Raw genomic sequence first — 17,113 nt, forward strand, 5'->3', positions numbered from 1 at the left:
CCGGGCCGGGGCCTTATTGATCCAGCCGCACATCCAGCGTGATATTGGCGTTCAACAGGCGCGACAACGGACACTCCAGCTTGGCCTTGAGCGCCGCCCGTTCGAACGCGGCCTGGCTGGCGCCGGGAATGAAGGCGATCAAATTCAGGTGCACCGAGCCGATCTGGTAATCGTCGCCCGCTTTGCCCAGCGAGACGGTAGCGGTGGTGATCAGGCTGCGCGGCTTCATGCCGGCGGCGGCCAATTCGCCCGCCAGCGTCATGGTGAAGCAGGCCGCGTGGGCCGCGCCCAGCAACTCCTCCGGGTTGGTGCCGGCGTCGTGTTCGTAGCGGCTGTGGTAGCCGTAGGAGACGTTGTCGAGGATGCCGCTCTCGGTCGCCACCCTGCCGCTGCCGCCTTTCAGGTCGCCGCTCCAGACGGCCGTTCCAGTGCGTTTCATGATGTGCTCCTGTTGTGCTTGCGATGGGCCATCATGGCGCCGCCGCCCGCGCGCCTCCGTACGGGCACGCACATAAGGCGCGCTGGGAACACTGCCTCAGCGGGCCTTGGGCGTGATGCGCCACACGGTGTTGCCCACGTTGTCGGCCACCAGCAGTGCGCCGTCGCGGGCCACGGCCACGCCCACCGGACGGCCATGGGCCGTGCCGTTGCGATCGAGGAAACCGATCAGGAAATCGCGCGGCGGACCCGATGGCACACCGTTGGCGAACGGCACGAAGATCACCTTATATCCGCTGGGCGGGCGCCGGTTCCATGAGCCGTGCTGGCCGATAAAGGCGCCATCGCGGTAGCTGGGCGGAAACAGCTGGCCACGATAGAAGGCCAGCCCCAGCGACGCCGTGTGCGCGCCCAGCGCGTAGTCGGGCGCCACGGCGCGCTCCACCAGGTCGGGCCGCGTGGGCGTGACGCGCTGGTCCACGTGGGCGCCGAAATAGCTGTACGGCCAGCCGTAGAAGGCGCCGTCGCGCACGGACGTCAGGTAGTCCGGCACCAGGTCGTTGCCCAATTCATCGCGCTCGTTGACGGTGGTCCACAACTGGCCGCTGCGCGGTTCCCAATCCATGCCGACCGGGTTGCGCAATCCGGTCGCGTAGGGGCGCGCCTGGCCGCTGGCGAGATCGAACTGCCAGATGGCGGCGCGGCCCGTTTCCGCCTGTGGGCCATTGTCGCCCACGTTGCTGCTGGAGCCGACACTAATGTACAGGGTGCGGCCATCGGCAGTGGCCAGCAGGTTGCGGGCCCAGTGCTGGTTCTGCGGGCCGGCCGGCAAGTCCAGCACCTTGCTGCCGGGCGTGGTGATGCTGGTCTGGCCGTCCTGGTACTCGAAACGCAGCACGGCGTCGGTGTTGGCCACGTACAGCGCGTGGCCGGCCAGCGCCATGCCGAATGGCGATGCGAGCTGGTCGAGGAACACATTGCGCTCGATCGCCATACCGTCCGTCGCCACGCCGCGCAGCAGGGTGATGCGATCCGCCGAGGCGACGCCCGCACCGGCTTTCTTCATCATGTGGCGCGTGATCATGCCGCGTACGCCGTGGCCCGCGTTGGGGTGCCCGGGGGCGTTGGTTTCGGCCACCAGCACGTCGCCATTGGGCAACACGTACAGCCAGCGCGGGTGGTCCAGGTCGCGCGCATACGCTTGCACCTGAAAGCCGGCGGCGGGCACGGGCCGCTCGTCTTCACGCCAGCGCGCCACGGGGGCGACGGCGACTGTCGGAATAAGCGACCGTTCCGGCTCGGGCAGGGCAGGGTGGGGACCGAAGCCGGGCGGGTATTGGGGCTGGGCCGGTGCGGGGACGCAGGCCAACGCCAATAACAAGCCCGGGACTAATAACCATGGGACTAACGACCTTGGGACTGACAACCCTGGCACTAACGGCCGCGCCAACATGTGCGTGCGCATCATGGCCGCCGTCGGTCAGTCGCGCCGCACGTCCCGCTTGGGCGCGGCGCCGCCGGGGTGGGGGCGGGTGGGCTTGACTTGCTCCACGCCGCGCACGCCATGCAGGTCCGTGTCGACCAGCCCGCGTTCCAGATCGCTGCTCGCCTGTTCAATGATCTTGCGCGGAGGCGGCGGCGTTTCCGTCGTTTCGTCGCGTTCATGCGGCAAATGATCGCCGCCCTGGACAGTGCCGGGCTTGCTCGTGGTCGCCATGATGGTGCCTTTCAGATAAGGCTTGAAGTTTTCATCATAGCGCGCCCACTGCCCGATGGTCGCGCAATTGGGAGCGCTTGCCCGCCGGTGCGTAGCGCGGTGCCGCGATGCTGTCTTTTTGGGGTCAAACTCGGTTACCATTTCGCCATCTTTGAATTTACGACCATGCCGGTCCCCGTTAGTGAAGGATGCACCTTGAAACCTGAACTGCACGCCGCCCACGCCCATGGCCACACGGCGCCGTCCCGCTGCGCCAATTGCCAGGCCACCGTCAGCGGCAACTATTGTCATCAGTGCGGGCAGGAGACAGTGCTGCATCCACCCAGCACGCGCGAATTCCTGCACGAGTTCATCGGCCATTACGTGGCGCTGGAAGGCAAGCTGTGGGGCACGCTGGGACGGCTGCTGTTCCGGCCCGGCGCGCTGACCAATGAATATGTGCGGGGCCGGCGCGTGCGTTTCGTCCAACCATTGCGCCTGTACCTGACCTTGAGCGTGTTGTTCTTCGCGCTGATCAAGCTGGTCAATCCCATCAACCTCGCCAGTTCGGAAGCGGCGACGTCCGCGGCGGCCACCCCGGCCACGCACCATGTGGCGCAGGCCCAAGCCCAGGCCCACGCCGCGCCCGCCAAGCCGCAGCGGGGCGAGGTGGTGTTCTTCGACGACGATGGCGAAGGCGATCTGCTGGTCACGGGCCTGAAGGGTTTCTGGCCGGCCGGCGCGGACAAGCTCAAGCATCAGGAGCAATACCTGTCCGGCCTGACGGACGCGCAACGGGTGGATGTGTTCACGGCAGGTTTTTATCATTTTGCGCCATATGCCATGTTCCTGCTGTTGCCGTTATTCGCGCTGTATCTGAAATTGCTGTACCTGGGTTCAGGCCGGCGCTACGGCGAGCACTTGCTGTTCGCGCTGCATGTGAACGCCTTCGCCTTCTTCCTGTTCATGTGCCTGATGTTGCCCATGCCCGGCGTCGCCCAATTCGCGCTGTGGATCTGGCTGCTCGGCTACTTGCCCTGGGCCATGCGCCGCGTCTACCAGGGCGGCAAGTTCGCCACGACCTGGCGCTGGCTGGCGCTGATGGCGGCCTATTCCGTGACCATGGCCATCGGCTTCCTGTTCACCGTCGGCGCCGGCGTGTTGACTGCCGGCCATTGAGAGGCTGAGGCGGCTTCGCTTGCCAGCGCCCGGTCGCCGCACTATACTGTGCGCATATACAGTATTCGACGGTTGAGTCGTGCAGGCGTGCGGCCGGGTATCCGGCCAGCGCGTGGCGGCCGCGCGGTTTATGGCAGAAGCGGGCGTTATCGGTTACTCTGCTGCGTGTCGCTCCCCCTCACTACGCCGAGATCCCTATGCCTGACTTGCATGTCCCGTTCCACACCATCGCGCTCGCTGTCCGCCAGAACACGGACGGCATCGAGGAATCGGTGGGCCGCATCGTTTCCTTCCTGGAGCGCCGGGGCCACGCGGTCGTGTTCGAGGAGGAGACGGCATCCCATCTGGACCTGACGGGCGCCCGGGCCATGAACGCCGTCGACATCGGCGCCCACGCGGACCTGGCCATCGTGATGGGCGGCGACGGCACCATGCTGGGCATCGCGCGCCAGCTGGCGCCGTACGATGTGCCGCTGATCGGCATCAACCAGGGCCGGCTCGGCTTCATGACCGACATTCCGCTGGACGGCATGCTGGACGTGCTGGCCAAGATGCTCACCGGCAGCTTCCAGACCGAGCGCCGTTCGCTGCTGGAAGGCCAGGTGCTGCGCGATGGCGAGGTGATCCACGTGGGCATGGCCGTCAACGACGTGGTGGTGGCGCGCGGCGCCGGCGCCGGCATGGCCGAGCTGCGGGTGGATGTGGATGGCCACTTCATGTACAACCAGCGCTCGGACGGCCTGATCATCGCCACCCCCACCGGCTCCACGGCGTACGCGCTGTCGGCCGGCGGTCCGCTGCTGCACCCCAGCCTGGGCGGCATCGGCCTGGTGCCGATCGCGCCGCACGCGCTGTCGAACCGGCCCATCGTGCTGCCCGAATCGAGCCTGATCGAGATCGAGATCATGCGCGGGCGCGACATCAGCGTCAATTTCGACATGCAGACTTTCGCCAGCCTGGTGGCGCATGACCGCATCCTGATCAAGCGTTCACCCCACACGATCACCTTCCTGCACCCGGAAGGCTGGAGCTACTACAACACCCTGCGCGAAAAGCTGCACTGGAACGAATACCCGTCCGGCGAAGGCAAGCTCAGCTAACGCCGGCCCACCGACCCTCCCTCCAGCGACCACCACTCATCCACCATGCTGCGTACCCTGACCATTCGCGACTTCGTCATCGTCGACACGATAGAACTGGAATTTTCCGCCGGCTTTTCCGTCTTCACGGGCGAGACTGGCGCCGGCAAGTCCATCCTGATCGACGCGCTGACGCTGGCGCTGGGCGGGCGCGGCGACGCCAGCGTGGTGCGCGAAGGCGCGCCCAAGGCCGACATCACGGCCGACTTCGCCGTCACGCCGCAAGCGGCCGCCTGGCTGCAGGCGAATGAATACGCGGCCGACGAGGGCGGTGCCCTGTTGCGCCGGGTGATCGACAACGCCGGCCGCTCCAAGGCTTACATCAACGGCATCGCGGCCACGGCGGCCCAGTTGCGCGAACTGGGCGACCTGCTGGTGGACATCCACGGCCAGCACGCTCACCAATCGCTGCTCAAGGCCGACGCCCAGCGTGTGCTGCTGGACCACCAGGCCTTGCCATCATCGGCCGACGGCGGCGCGCGTGCCACGGCGGCCGACGATGGCAAGGCCGTGGCCGCCGCCTACAAGGCATGGCGCGCGCTGGCCCGCCAGCGCGAGGAATATGAAACCAACGCCGCCAATGTGCTGTATGAACGCGAGCGGCTGGAATGGCAAGTGGGCGAGCTGGACAAGCTGGCTGTGCGCCCCGGCGAGTGGACCGAGATCAGCAACGAGCACAGCCGCCTGTCGCACGCGGCCAGCCTGCTGGAAGGGGCGCAGGAAGCGCTGGCCGTCATTTCCGAAGCGGACGACCATCCCGTGCTGTCGCAACTGTCGGCCCTGAACCAGAAGCTGGGCAAGCTGGCCGGCATCGACACGGAATTGCAAACCATCGTCGATTTGATCGAACCGGCCCGCATCCAGTTGCAGGAAGCGGCTTACGCGCTCAACAGCTATCTGGACCGCGTCGAGCTGGACCCGGACCGTTTGCGCCAGGTCGATGCGCGGCTGGAGGCGATCCACTCCACGGCCCGCAAGTTCCGCGTCACGGAAGAACAACTGCCGGAGGAACACGCGGCGCTGGCGGCCAAGCTGCGCCAACTGGCCGACGCCACCGACCTGGACGGCTTGCGCCAGCAAGAGGAAAAACTCAAGGCAACCTACCTGGCCGTGGCCCAGCGCCTGTCGGCCACGCGCGCGCAGGCCGCGCGCCAGTTGGGCGAGGCCGTCACCCGCGCCATGCAGGACTTGAACATGACGGGCGGCTGCTTCGAAGTGGCGCTCAATGCCTGCGAGCCGGCCAGCCACGGCCTGGAGCAGGTGGAATTCCTGGTGGCCGGCCACGCCGGCGTGGCGCCACGGCCGCTAGCCAAGGTGGCGTCCGGTGGCGAGCTGGCCCGTATCGCGCTGGCCATTTCCGTTATCACCTCCAACGCCACCACCACGCCCACCCTGATCTTCGACGAAGTGGACAGCGGCATCGGTGGCGGCGTGGCGGAAGTGGTGGGGCGCTTGCTGCGCCGGCTGGGGCAGGAACGGCAAGTGCTGTGCGTGACCCACTTGCCGCAGGTGGCCAGCCAGGCCGGCCAGCATTTCCAGGTGGCCAAGAGCACGCTGGACAACGGCAAGACGGCCTCGCGCATCGACGTGCTGGACGCCAAGGCGCGGGTGGAGGAGGTGGCGCGCATGCTGGGCGGGCTGGAAATCACGGCCACCACGCGCAAGCACGCGCGCGAGCTGCTGGCGTCGTGACGGCGGGGGGAATATGCATCCCCCCGGGCTGGTCAACTTAACTATAATGGCAAGCTCCGCCCACCACCCCGCTCGCCATGACCTTTCTTCCAGAACCACCCCATACGCACGGCAAGCTGCCGCGCAGCGCCGTCGTCTTGGTCAACCTGGGCACACCCGATGCGGCCACCCGGCCCGCCGTGCGGCGCTACCTGAAGGAATTCCTGTCCGACCCGCGCGTGGTGGAAATTCCCCGTGCCGTGTGGTGGTGCATTTTGAATTTGATCATCCTGCCTTTCCGCTCGGGCAAATCGGCCGCCAAGTACGCGTCGATCTGGACCCGGGAAGGCTCGCCGCTGAAAGTGTATACCCAGCAACAGGCCCAATACCTGCAAGGCTTGCTGGGCGAGCGGGGCCACGATGTGAAAGTGGTCATGGCCATGCGCTACGGTTCTCCTTCCTTGCCCGAAGTGCTGGGCCAGTTGCAGGCTGACGGTTGCGAGCGCATCGCCGTGCTGCCTGCTTACCCGCAATATTCCGGCACCACCACCGGCTCCATTTATGACGCCGTGTTCGGCCACTACGCGCGGGTGCGCAACGTGCCCGAGCTGCGCTTCGTCAAGCATTACCATGACCACGAAGGCTATCTTGGCGCGTTGGAACAGTCCGTGCTCACCCACTGGGACGCCAATGGCCGCCCCGATAAACTGGTCATCAGCTTCCACGGCGTACCCAAGCGCACCTTGTTGCTGGGCGACCCTTACCACTGCGAATGCCTGAAGACGGCCCGGCTGCTGGCGGCCCGCCTCAAGCTGACGCCGGAGCAATATGTGGTCACCTTCCAGTCCCGTTTCGGCAAGGCCGAGTGGCTGCAACCGTACACGGCGCCCACCATTCAGCAACTGGCGCGTGACGGCGTGCGTCGGGTGGATGTGTTGTGCCCCGGCTTCACCAGTGATTGCCTGGAAACGCTGGAAGAGATTTCCATGGAAGTGAGGCACGACTTCGAAGCGGCCGGCGGCCGCGAATTCCACTACATCCCCTGCCTGAACGTGGCCCCCGGCTGGATCGCGGCGCTGGCCGATATTGCCGAACAGCATCTCGTCGGCTGGCCCACGCTGGCTACGCCGGCCCAGCGCGCGCTGCTGAAAAAAGAGGCGGAATCAAGCCGCGAGGCGGCCCTGCAACGGGGCGCCGCCGCATAAAAAGCGATATGGCGGTGCGGGGGCTGGAACTCCGCGCGCCGGCGCGGCATAATCAGCACTTGGCAGTGACGAGTGCCAGCCTGTTAAAATAGCCGGCCCAGGGGATCGGCCGTGTAACACAGCCAAGCGGTCGCCAGGATGATGTAGGCGAGGATGGATGCTGCGATCAGTGGCAACTTCATGATGAGGCACTCCCGGGAAAACGGCCTGCTGGGCCGTCTGTTTACATACTAGCCGGTTCTTAGCAAAAAGGAATCGTCGCGTATCGGAAGTTTTGTAACCGTTGTTACATGACACAGGCGGCGCCGGACGGATGACGGGAAAGCCCCTTGAAACGACAGGGGATAGCCCCATCTGCCTGCACAGTGCAGTAGTAAAAGCTTAGTCAAACACTATGAATGTAGGAGTCTTTTAGATGCAAGATCAGGAAAACCAAGCTGTACCTAATCCCGAGGCGGATCAGGCGTCGGCCCAAGCTTCGACTCCCGCTGAACCCACTCTGGAAGAGCAACTGGCCGCCACCGAGGCGCGTCTGGCTGAAATGCACGACGCCTTCATGCGCGCCAAGGCCGAAGGCGAGAACATCCGCCGCCGCGCCCAGGAAGACGTTGCCAAGGCGCATAAATTCGCCGTGGAAAGCTTCGCCGAGGCCATGGTGCCCGTCAAGGACAGCCTGGAAATGGCCCTGAAGGTGGAGTCGCCTTCGCTCGATTCCCTGAAAGAGGGCGTCGAAATGACGTTGAAACAACTGTCGTCCGCGTTCGAGAAGAACCGCCTGCTGGAAATCATGCCAGCCCAGGGCGAGAAGCTCGATCCGAACAAGCACCAGGCCGTGGCCGTGGTGCCGGCCGAGCAGGAAGCTAACACGGTCGTGTCCGTGCTGCAAAAAGGTTACATGATCGCCGACCGCCTGCTGCGTCCGGCCATCGTGACGGCGGCCCAGGCCAAGTAAGCGGGGGCTGCGGCGAAGCACGGAAATTTCGCGGTAAGCACTTGAAAACGTACAGCGTTTCCACACATTAGAACCATCTGAACTTTAGCAAATAAGGAAGAAAAATCATGGGTAGAATTATCGGTATCGATCTGGGAACCACAAATTCCTGCGTTTCCATCATGGAAAATGGTCAGCCAAAGGTAATCGAAAACGCCGAAGGCGCGCGCACGACGCCATCGATCATTGCTTACCAGGAAGATGGTGAAATCCTCGTTGGCGCACCGGCGAAACGCCAGGCCGTCACCAACCCCAAGAACACGCTGTTCGCCGTCAAGCGTCTGATCGGCCGCAAGTTCGAGGAAAAGGAAGTGCAGAAGGACATCGGCCTGATGCCTTACTCGATCATGAAAGCCGACAACGGCGACGCCTGGATCGGCGTGCGTGACAAGAAACTGGCGCCACCGCAAATTTCCGCCGAAGTGCTGCGCAAGATGAAGAAGACGGCCGAAGACTACCTGGGTGAAGAAGTCACCGAGGCCGTCATCACCGTGCCCGCTTACTTCAACGACTCGCAGCGCCAGGCCACCAAGGACGCCGGCCGTATCGCTGGCCTGGACGTCAAGCGCATCATCAACGAACCAACCGCCGCCGCACTGGCGTTCGGCCTGGACAAGACTGAAAAGGGCGACCGCAAGATCGCCGTGTATGACCTGGGTGGCGGTACGTTCGACGTGTCCATCATCGAAATCGCTGACGTCGATGGCGAGAAGCAGTTCGAAGTGCTGTCGACCAACGGCGACACCTTCCTGGGCGGCGAAGACTTCGACCAGCGCGTGATCGACTACATCATCGACGAATTCAAGAAGATCAACGGCCTGGACCTGAAAAAAGATCCGATCGCCCTGCAGCGCATCAAGGCTTCGGCCGAGCGCGCCAAGATCGAACTGTCGTCGTCGCAGCAGACCGAAATCAACGAGCCCTACATCGCCATGGCGAACGGCGCGCCGGTCCACCTGAACCTGAAGATGACCCGCGCCAAGCTGGAATCGCTGGTGGAAGAGCTGATCTCGGCCACCATCGAGCCATGCCGCATTGCCATCAAGGATGCTGGCGTGAAAGTGTCGGACATCGATGACATCATCCTGGTCGGCGGTATGACCCGCATGCCCAAGGTGCAGGAAAAGGTCAAGGAATTCTTCGGCAAGGATCCACGCAAGGACGTGAACCCGGACGAAGCCGTGGCCGTGGGCGCGGCCATCCAGGGTTCCGTGCTGTCGGGCGAGCGCAAGGACTTGCTGCTGCTGGACGTGACGCCTCTGTCGCTGGGTATCGAAACCCTGGGCGGCGTGATGACCAAGATGATCCACAAGAACACGACGATCCCGACCAAGTTCTCGCAAGTGTTCTCGACCGCCGACGACAACCAGCCCGCCGTGACCATCAAGGTCTACCAGGGCGAGCGTGAAATCGCGGCCGGCAACAAGGGCCTGGGCGAATTCAACCTGGAAGGCATCCCGCCAGCGGCACGCGGCACGCCACAGATTGAAGTGACCTTCGACATCGACGCCAACGGCATTCTGCACGTGGGCGCCAAGGACAAGGCCACCGGCAAGGAAAACAAGATCACCATCAAGGCCAACTCCGGCCTGACGGAAGCGGAAATCCAGAAAATGGTGAAAGACGCTGAAGTCAACGCGGAAGAGGACAAGAAGATCAAGGAACTGGCCGAGTCGCGCAACCAGGCCGACGCGCTGGTGCACTCGACCCGCAAGTCGCTGACCGAATACGGCGACAAGCTGGAAGCGGGCGAGAAGGAAAAGATCGAAGCGGCCATCACGGAACTGGAAGGTTCGATCAAGGCCGGCGACAAGGCTGAGATCGACGCCAAGGTGGCGGCACTGTCGACCGCGTCCCAGAAACTGGGCGAGAAGATGTATGCCGACATGCAAGCCCAGCAGGCTGCGGCCGGCGGCGAAGGCGCCCAGCAGCAGCACGCTGGCGCGCAAGAGCAGGCCAAGCCACAGGACGACGTGGTCGATGCCGACTTCAAGGAAGTCAAGGACAGCAAGTAATCCTGGCATCTGCGCGGCTGGGGTTTGAACCCCGGCCGCACGCTCCTGCCGAGCCGGGCGAGCCTGATGGTGGTCGCTCGGCTTTTTCGCATAATCAGTACATCAGTAAATACAGCAAGGTGCCGACAACATGGCAAAGCGTGATTTCTACGAGACACTGGGTGTCGCAAAAAATGCCACGGAAGACGAGATCAAGAAGTCTTACCGCAAACTGGCAATGAAATACCATCCGGACCGCAATCCGGATAGCAAAGAGTCGGAAGAGAAGTTCAAGGAAGTCAAAGAAGCGTACGAGATGCTGACCAACCCGGAGAAGCGCGAAGCGTACGACCGCTATGGTCACGCCGGCGTCGATCCCAACATGGGTGGCGGCGGTGGCTTCGGCGGCGGCGCGGGCGGCTTCGGCGACGCGTTCGGCGACATCTTCGGCGACATCTTCGGTGGCGGCGGCCGCGGCCGCAACGCCGGTCCGCAGGTGTACCGCGGCGCCGACTTGCGCTACAACCTGGAAATCACGCTGGAACAGGCCGCGCACGGCTTCGACACGACCATTCGCGTGCCGTCGTGGGACAAGTGCGATACCTGCCACGGTTCCGGCGCCAAGCCCGGCACCTCGCCATCGACCTGCTCCACCTGCGGCGGCCACGGCCAGGTCCGCATGCAGCAAGGCTTCTTCAGCATCCAGCAGACCTGCCCCAAGTGCCATGGCACGGGCAAGATCATCACCGACCCCTGCTCGCCTTGCGGCGGCGCGGGCCGTATCAAGCGCAACAAGACGCTGGAAGTGAAGATTCCGGTCGGTATCGACAACGGCATGCGTATCCGCTCGTCCGGCAACGGCGAACCGGGCACCAATGGCGGCCCGTCGGGCGACTTGTACGTGGAAATCCACATCAAGCCGCATGCCGTGTTCCAGCGCGAAGGCGACGACCTGCATTGCGAAATGCCGATTTCGTTCGCCAAGGCGGCCCTGGGCGGCGATATCGAAGTGCCCACGCTGTCGGGCAAGGTGTCGTTCACGATTCCTGAAGGCACCCAGTCGGGCAAGACCTTCCGCCTGAAAGGCAAGGGCATCAAGGGCGTGCGCTCCGGTTACGCGGGCGACCTGTTCTGCCACGTGGCGGTGGAAACCCCGGTCAAGCTGACGGAGAAGCAAAAGGACATGCTGCGCGACTTCGAGAAGCTCACCACCGAGGGCGGCGCCAAGCACAGCCCGCAGAGCAAGACCTGGAAAGACAAGGTCAAAGACTTCTTTGAGTAATTTCAGGTAGAATCCGCAGCACCCATCCAGGACGCTGCGGCGTCCGCTGACAAACCGCCGCCATGCCCTTCGGGACAGACCGGCGGTTTTATTATGTTGAGAGGACGAAATGAACGAGCAAGTGATCGGTAATTCCCCCCTGCAAGACCTGCTGAGCAACAACAAGCAGTGGGCCGAATCGGAGGTCAAGCGCGATCCCGAGTTTTTCAAGCGCCTGGCACAGCAGGCTTCGCCCGAATACCTGTGGATCGGCTGTTCCGACAGCCGGGTACCGGCCAATGAACTGCTGGGCCTGGCGCCGGGCGACGTGTTCGTGCACCGTAACATCGCCAACGTGGTGGTGCATTCGGACTTGAACTGCCTGTCCGTGATGCAATTCGCCATCGACGTGCTCAAGGTCAAGCACGTGATCATCGTGGGCCACTATGGCTGCAAGGGCGTGCACGCGGCCATGACGGGCACCCGCGTGGGCCTGGCCGACAACTGGCTGCGCCACGTGCAGGACGTGCACCAGAAGCATGAACGCTACCTGGGCACCGTGCTCAACACCAACGCCCGTTCGGAACGCCTGTGCGAACTGAACGTGGTGGAGCAGGTGATCAACGTGTGCCAGACCACCATCGTGCAGGATGCGTGGGACCGGGGCCAGGAACTGACCGTGCACGGTTGGGTCTACGGCCTTAAGGATGGTTTGCTGAACGACCTGGAAATGACCGTCACGTCCAGCGAGGACCTGGCGCCACGCCTGGCCAACCGCCTGCAAAAGTACGGCCAGCAGCCAGCCTGACGCGGCCGCCGGGACGAGCGGTACGGGGCAACCCGTCCGCTCGCCCCCATCCTCTCCTGCGCATGGTGTATTTCTTGCTTATACTGTATGTATGAAGCTTAACTTTTGCACGCCATGAATCCCCGGCTGCCACCAGACCCAGCCATGCGCAACCTCCGTATCGTCATCGTCAACACCGTCATCACGGCCGCCAACGCGGGCGATGTGGCTCAGCGCGCCCAAGCGGCGCGGGCCCAGGCCCTGCGCGCGGGCTTGCAGGAAGCCGGTTACGACATCGTCGCCTCGCTGCCGGCCGACATGTATCTGCCCGACCAGATCGCCCAGTTGCAGCCGGACATGATCATCATCGACGCCGAATCGGACGCCCGCGACGTGCTCGAACACATCGTCGTGGCCACCCGCGACGAGCGCCGGCCCATCGTGCTGTTCACGGAAAGCGAGGACGAAAAGTCCATGGAACAGGCCATGCGGGCCGGAGTGAGCGCTTACATCGTTGCCGGCCTCAAGGCTGACCGCATCAAGCCGGTGCTCAACGTGGCGCTGGCCCGCTTCAAGCAGGAGCAAAAGCTGCTCACCGAGTTGTCGGACACCAAGCACAAGCTGGCCGAGCGCAAGGTGATCGAGCGCGCCAAGGGCTTGCTGATGGCCCGCCACCGGCTCACGGAAGACCAGGCTTACCAAAAGCTGCGCAACATGGCCATGAACAAGAACCTCAAGCTGGCCGAAATCGCGCAGCGCATCCTCGATGTCGAGGACTTGCTGGGCTGAACGCCGTCCAATTTGGTGCGCGGCACAATAACAGTGCGTTTTTCCCCGTCTTGTAGCGGGAAAATCCCCTCAAATGCATGGCATGGTCCTTGCACTTCTATCCTGTAGCAACTCTGGCCAACGGCGGCCGGACCGCACGAGACAAGGGCGTCTCTTCCGCATGACACGGTGCATGCCGAGGGACGCCTTTTTATTTGCAGATGGAGAGATCTTGCGATGACACGCACTCAGCAGACTAGCGAGCCACAGGGAGCACGGCCATGAGCGCCGGACTGCGACCGGAGAAGCAGACCGTCAAGATCGGTTTCAATCCACTGACCGATTGCGCCACCGTGGTGATGGCGTCCGTGCTGGGCATGGACGAGAAATACGGCATCAAGATCGTGCTGCGCAAGGAAGCCTCCTGGGCCGGCGTGCGCGACAAGCTCGTCAGCGGCGAGCTGGATGCCGCCCATATGCTGTACGGCATGGTCTACGGCGCCCAGTTGGGCGTGGGCTGGCAGCAAAAGGACATGGCGATCCTGATGAACTTGAACCGCAACGGCCAGGCCATCACCCTGTCGCGCCGGCTGGCCGAGCAGGGCGCCGTGGACGGCCCCTCGCTGGCCGCCCTGATGCAGGGTGCGCCCCGTACCTACACCTTCGCCCAGACCTTTCCCACCGGCACCCATGCCATGTGGTTGTACTACTGGCTGGCCGCGAACGGTGTGGACCCGATCCGCGACGCGCGCGTGATCACGGTGCCGCCCACGCAGATGGTGGCCAACCTGAGCGCCGGCCACATGGACGGCTTTTGCGCCGGCGAACCGTGGGGCCACCGCGCCGTGGCCGACGGCGTGGGCGTGACGGCGGCCACCAGCCAGCAGATCTGGCCCGATCACCCGGAAAAGGTGCTCAGCACCACGGCCGCCTTCGTCAAGCACCATCCCAACACCTGCCGCGCGCTGGTGGCGGCCGTGCTGGACGCGGGCAAGTGGATCGAGGCGTCGCCCGCCAACAAGCTGGCTGCACTGGAAATCCTGGCCGGCCACAGCTACGTCAACACCACCCGCGACGTGATCGCGCCGCGCGCGCTGGGCCACTACGAAAACGGCCTGGGCGAGAGCTGGCAAGACCCGTATTGCCTGCAATTCCATGCCGGCGGCGCCGCCAACTTCCCCTATCTGTCGGACGGCATGTGGTTCATGACCCAGCTGCGGCGCTGGGGCCTGGTCACGCGCGACCCCGAATACCTGGCCGTGGCCAGCCATGTGCACCAGATTGGCCTGTACCGCCAGGCCGCCGAGATGAGCGGCACGCCCGTGCCCGACAGCATGTTGCGCAGTTCCAAATTGATGGACGGCGTGGTGTGGGATGGCCGCGACCCGCGCGCCTACGCCGCCGCATTTGCGATCCGCCACCGGGCCCAGGCCCCGGCGGTAGCAGCAACCTTTTAAGGAGAAACACCATGAACCAGCAAGGTAGTGTCACCCTGGTGGGCGCCGGTCCCGGCGACCCGGACCTGTTGACCATCAAGGCAGTGAAAGCCATTGCCGCCGCCGACGTGGTGCTGATCGACGACCTGGTGAATCCGGAAATCCTGGTGCACGCCCCGCGGGCGCGCGTGATCCAGGTGGGCAAGCGCGGCGGCTGCGAATCGACGCCGCAGGAATTCATCGAACGGCTGATGGTGGCCGAAGCCCGTGCCGGCCACCACGTGGTGCGCTTGAAGGGCGGCGACCCCTATCTGTTCGGCCGCGGCGGCGAGGAACGGGCCACGCTCAAGGCGCAAGGCATCGCCGTCGACGTGATCCCCGGCATCAGCAGCGGGCTGGCCGCGCCGGGCACGCTGGGCGTGCCGCTCACGCACCGGGCCTGGAGCCAGGGCGCCGTGTTCGTCACGGGCCACGGCAAGGATGCCGCTTCCGAACCGAACTGGGCCGCACTGGCCCAGAGCAAGCTGACGCTGGTGGTGTATATGGGCGTGGCGCGCTGCGAGGCGATCCAGGCTGGCCTGCTCGATGGCGGGGCAGCCCCGTCCACGCCGGTGGCCGTGGTGCAGTCGGCCACCCGCAGCGGCCAGCGCCAGTTGCTCACCACCTTGGGCGAGTTGCCGGCCGCGCTGCGCGCCAGCGGCCTGGGCAGCCCCAGCATCATCGTCATCGGCGACGTGGTCCGTTGCGCCGACGACTGGCAAGCGGCGCTCGCCCAGCCCGCCCTCGCCATTGCCAGCCGCTAAAATCGGGGACGTAACACGGTTTTCCCTCAGGCCAACGTAAAATCGGGGACGTAACACCATTTTCCCTTTGGGCATTGCCCTGTGGGTAAATGGTGTTACGTCCCCGATTATTTTGATGGGGCGGCATGCACCGTAAGCGTGCGTCGCTGCACCGCAACATCGCACCAAACCCGCCCCCATCTAGCCCTCAAGCAACGCTTTTCTCCCATTTTCCCGCCTTTTCCCCGCCGCGCCCCCTGCAATGCCCCTCCTGCACAGCTGGCACACCTCTTGCAATAGCTAAGGTAAGGGATCAAAGGCGATCCCCACCAAATTTCGCCGGTCTAACGATGGACCGGCAGGACAACGGCGTCCGCCCAACCTGATCTGAAGATCTGAGTGGGGCGGACGCCGTTTGCATTTTCTTAACGGGAAATAAAAATGACCAGCAAAGCGAACAGCATCAAGCTTTTCTCGATCTCCACCCCGCCAATGCGGGCCTTCCATCTGACCTGGATGGCGTTCTTCGTCTGCTTCTTCGCCTGGTTCGCCTGCGCGCCGCTGATGCCGGTAATTAAAGGCGAGTTCAACCTCAGCGTGGCGCAGATCGCCAACATCAACATCGCCGCCGTCGCCATCACCATCCTGGTGCGGCTGATCGTCGGCCCCCTGTGCGACCACTTCGGCCCACGCAAGACCTACACCGCCCTGTTGCTGCTGGGCGCCATCCCCGTGATCGGCGTGGCCTTCGCCCAGAGCTATGAAAGCTTCCTGATGTTCCGCCTCGGCATCGGCGCCGTGGGCGCCAGCTTCGTGATCACCCAGTACCACACCTCGGTCATGTTCGCGCCGAAAGTGGTGGGCACGGCCAACGCGGCCGCCGCCGGCTGGGGTAACGCCGGTGGTGGCGCGGCGCAGGCCGCCATGCCGCTGCTGATGGGCGCCATGGTCATGGCCGGTGTCAGCGAAACCATGGGCTGGCGCGCCGCCCTGATGGTGCCGGGCGTACTGATGATCATCATGGCCGGCGTCTACTACCGTTATACCCAGGACTGCCCGGAAGGCAACTACAGCGACATGCGCGCCGCCGGCATCCCTATCGAAGGCGGCAAGAAAGGTGGCTGGGACAGCTTCAAGCTGGCCGCCGTCAACCACCGGGTATGGCTGCTGTTCGTCACCTACGGCGCCTGCTTCGGCATCGAGATCTTCATCCACAACATCGCCGCCATCTACTACGTCGACCACTTCGGTTTCTCCGTCAAGTCGGCCGGCCTGGCCGCCGGCAGCTTCGGCCTGCTGGCCCTGTTCGCCCGTGCCCTGGGCGGCTGGGTGTCCGACAAGGCCGCCCTGCGCGGTGACCTGAACAGCCGCGTCACGCTGCTGTTCGTGATGATGATCGGCGAAGGCGCCGGCCTGCTGTGGTTCGCCAACGCCGATGGCGCCACCTACGCCGTGATCGCCATGTTGACCTTCGGCCTGTTCACCCACATGGCTTGCGGCGCCACCTACGCGCTGGTGCCCTTCGTCGACAAGCGCGCCCTGGGCGGCGTGGCCGGCATCATCGGCGCCGGCGGCAACGTGGGCGCGGTGGCCGCGGGCTTCCTGATGAAGGGCCTGGGCAACACGCAACAAACCCTGAGTGTGCTGGGCGTCGTGGTGGGCATCTCGGCGCTGTGCGCGCTGGCGGCCCGCTTCTCCAGCGAAACCATGGAATCGGCGGCTATGCCCTCCAAGATCGCAGCATAAAAGTAAACGAGCATAAGGAA

General features: G+C 64.4%; 15 protein-coding genes. 12 read left to right on the forward strand and 3 right to left on the reverse strand.

From position 1 onward, the window contains the following. Positions 1-13: 13 nt before the first annotated feature. The 3 genes from H3H39_RS21835 to H3H39_RS21845 all read right to left on the reverse strand — a co-directional run bounded on the left by H3H39_RS21835 (position 14) and on the right by H3H39_RS21845 (position 2,155). On the reverse strand, positions 14-439 hold the full coding sequence (locus H3H39_RS21835; protein WP_182156489.1) for an OsmC family peroxiredoxin: 426 nt from the start codon (positions 437-439) through the stop codon (positions 14-16). 96 nt (positions 440-535) lie between these two features. Continuing rightward, positions 536-1,891: a PQQ-dependent sugar dehydrogenase gene (locus H3H39_RS21840; RefSeq protein ID WP_182156612.1), complete on the reverse strand. Its 1,356-nt coding sequence runs from the start codon at positions 1,889-1,891 to the stop codon at positions 536-538. Between the two features lie 27 nt (positions 1,892-1,918). Next, positions 1,919-2,155 carry a hypothetical protein gene (locus tag H3H39_RS21845; RefSeq protein ID WP_182156490.1) on the reverse strand — a complete coding sequence of 79 codons (237 nt, stop codon included), beginning with the start codon at positions 2,153-2,155 and terminating at the stop codon, positions 1,919-1,921. 195 nt (positions 2,156-2,350) lie between these two features. Between H3H39_RS21845 and H3H39_RS21850 the strand changes: the two genes are divergently transcribed. From H3H39_RS21850 to H3H39_RS21905, 12 genes are all read left to right on the forward strand, one after another. Continuing rightward, positions 2,351-3,313, forward strand: a complete 963-nt coding sequence (locus tag H3H39_RS21850; RefSeq protein WP_229218182.1) for a DUF3667 domain-containing protein — start codon at positions 2,351-2,353, stop codon at positions 3,311-3,313. Between the two features lie 197 nt (positions 3,314-3,510). Further along, on the forward strand, positions 3,511-4,413 hold the full coding sequence (locus H3H39_RS21855; RefSeq protein ID WP_182156492.1) for an NAD kinase: 903 nt from the start codon (positions 3,511-3,513) through the stop codon (positions 4,411-4,413). Positions 4,414-4,458: 45 nt separating this feature from the next. After that, the gene (gene recN / locus H3H39_RS21860) at positions 4,459-6,144 is read left to right on the forward strand and encodes a DNA repair protein RecN (RefSeq protein WP_182156493.1); all 1,686 of its coding nucleotides are present in this window, start codon (positions 4,459-4,461) and stop codon (positions 6,142-6,144) included. Between the two features lie 77 nt (positions 6,145-6,221). Further along, positions 6,222-7,328, forward strand: coding sequence for a ferrochelatase (hemH, locus tag H3H39_RS21865; protein ID WP_182156494.1), 1,107 nt, complete (start codon positions 6,222-6,224; stop codon positions 7,326-7,328). Between the two features lie 415 nt (positions 7,329-7,743). Beyond that, positions 7,744-8,280, forward strand: coding sequence for a nucleotide exchange factor GrpE (grpE, locus tag H3H39_RS21870; protein ID WP_182156495.1), 537 nt, complete (start codon positions 7,744-7,746; stop codon positions 8,278-8,280). A gap of 107 nt (positions 8,281-8,387) precedes the next feature. Further along, positions 8,388-10,334: a molecular chaperone DnaK gene (dnaK, locus tag H3H39_RS21875; protein ID WP_182156496.1), complete on the forward strand. Its 1,947-nt coding sequence runs from the start codon at positions 8,388-8,390 to the stop codon at positions 10,332-10,334. Between the two features lie 130 nt (positions 10,335-10,464). After that, positions 10,465-11,595, forward strand: a complete 1,131-nt coding sequence (gene dnaJ / locus H3H39_RS21880) for a molecular chaperone DnaJ (protein ID WP_182156497.1) — start codon at positions 10,465-10,467, stop codon at positions 11,593-11,595. Between the two features lie 109 nt (positions 11,596-11,704). Further along, positions 11,705-12,382 carry a carbonate dehydratase gene (gene can / locus H3H39_RS21885; protein ID WP_182156498.1) on the forward strand — a complete coding sequence of 226 codons (678 nt, stop codon included), beginning with the start codon at positions 11,705-11,707 and terminating at the stop codon, positions 12,380-12,382. A gap of 144 nt (positions 12,383-12,526) precedes the next feature. Further along, positions 12,527-13,150, forward strand: coding sequence for an ANTAR domain-containing response regulator (locus H3H39_RS21890; RefSeq protein WP_182156499.1), 624 nt, complete (start codon positions 12,527-12,529; stop codon positions 13,148-13,150). A 260-nt stretch (positions 13,151-13,410) separates the two neighbouring features. Then, positions 13,411-14,586, forward strand: coding sequence for a CmpA/NrtA family ABC transporter substrate-binding protein (locus tag H3H39_RS21895; RefSeq protein ID WP_182156500.1), 1,176 nt, complete (start codon positions 13,411-13,413; stop codon positions 14,584-14,586). An 11-nt stretch (positions 14,587-14,597) separates the two neighbouring features. Further along, on the forward strand, positions 14,598-15,368 hold the full coding sequence (gene cobA / locus H3H39_RS21900) for a uroporphyrinogen-III C-methyltransferase (protein WP_182156501.1): 771 nt from the start codon (positions 14,598-14,600) through the stop codon (positions 15,366-15,368). A gap of 420 nt (positions 15,369-15,788) precedes the next feature. Further along, complete coding sequence (locus tag H3H39_RS21905; protein WP_182156502.1) at positions 15,789-17,093, forward strand: MFS transporter; 1,305 nt, start codon at positions 15,789-15,791, stop codon at positions 17,091-17,093. Positions 17,094-17,113: the final 20 nt, after the last annotated feature.

This window comes from Rugamonas apoptosis (assembly GCF_014042355.1).
Classification (GTDB): Bacteria; Pseudomonadota; Gammaproteobacteria; order Burkholderiales; family Burkholderiaceae_D; genus Rugamonas; species Rugamonas apoptosis.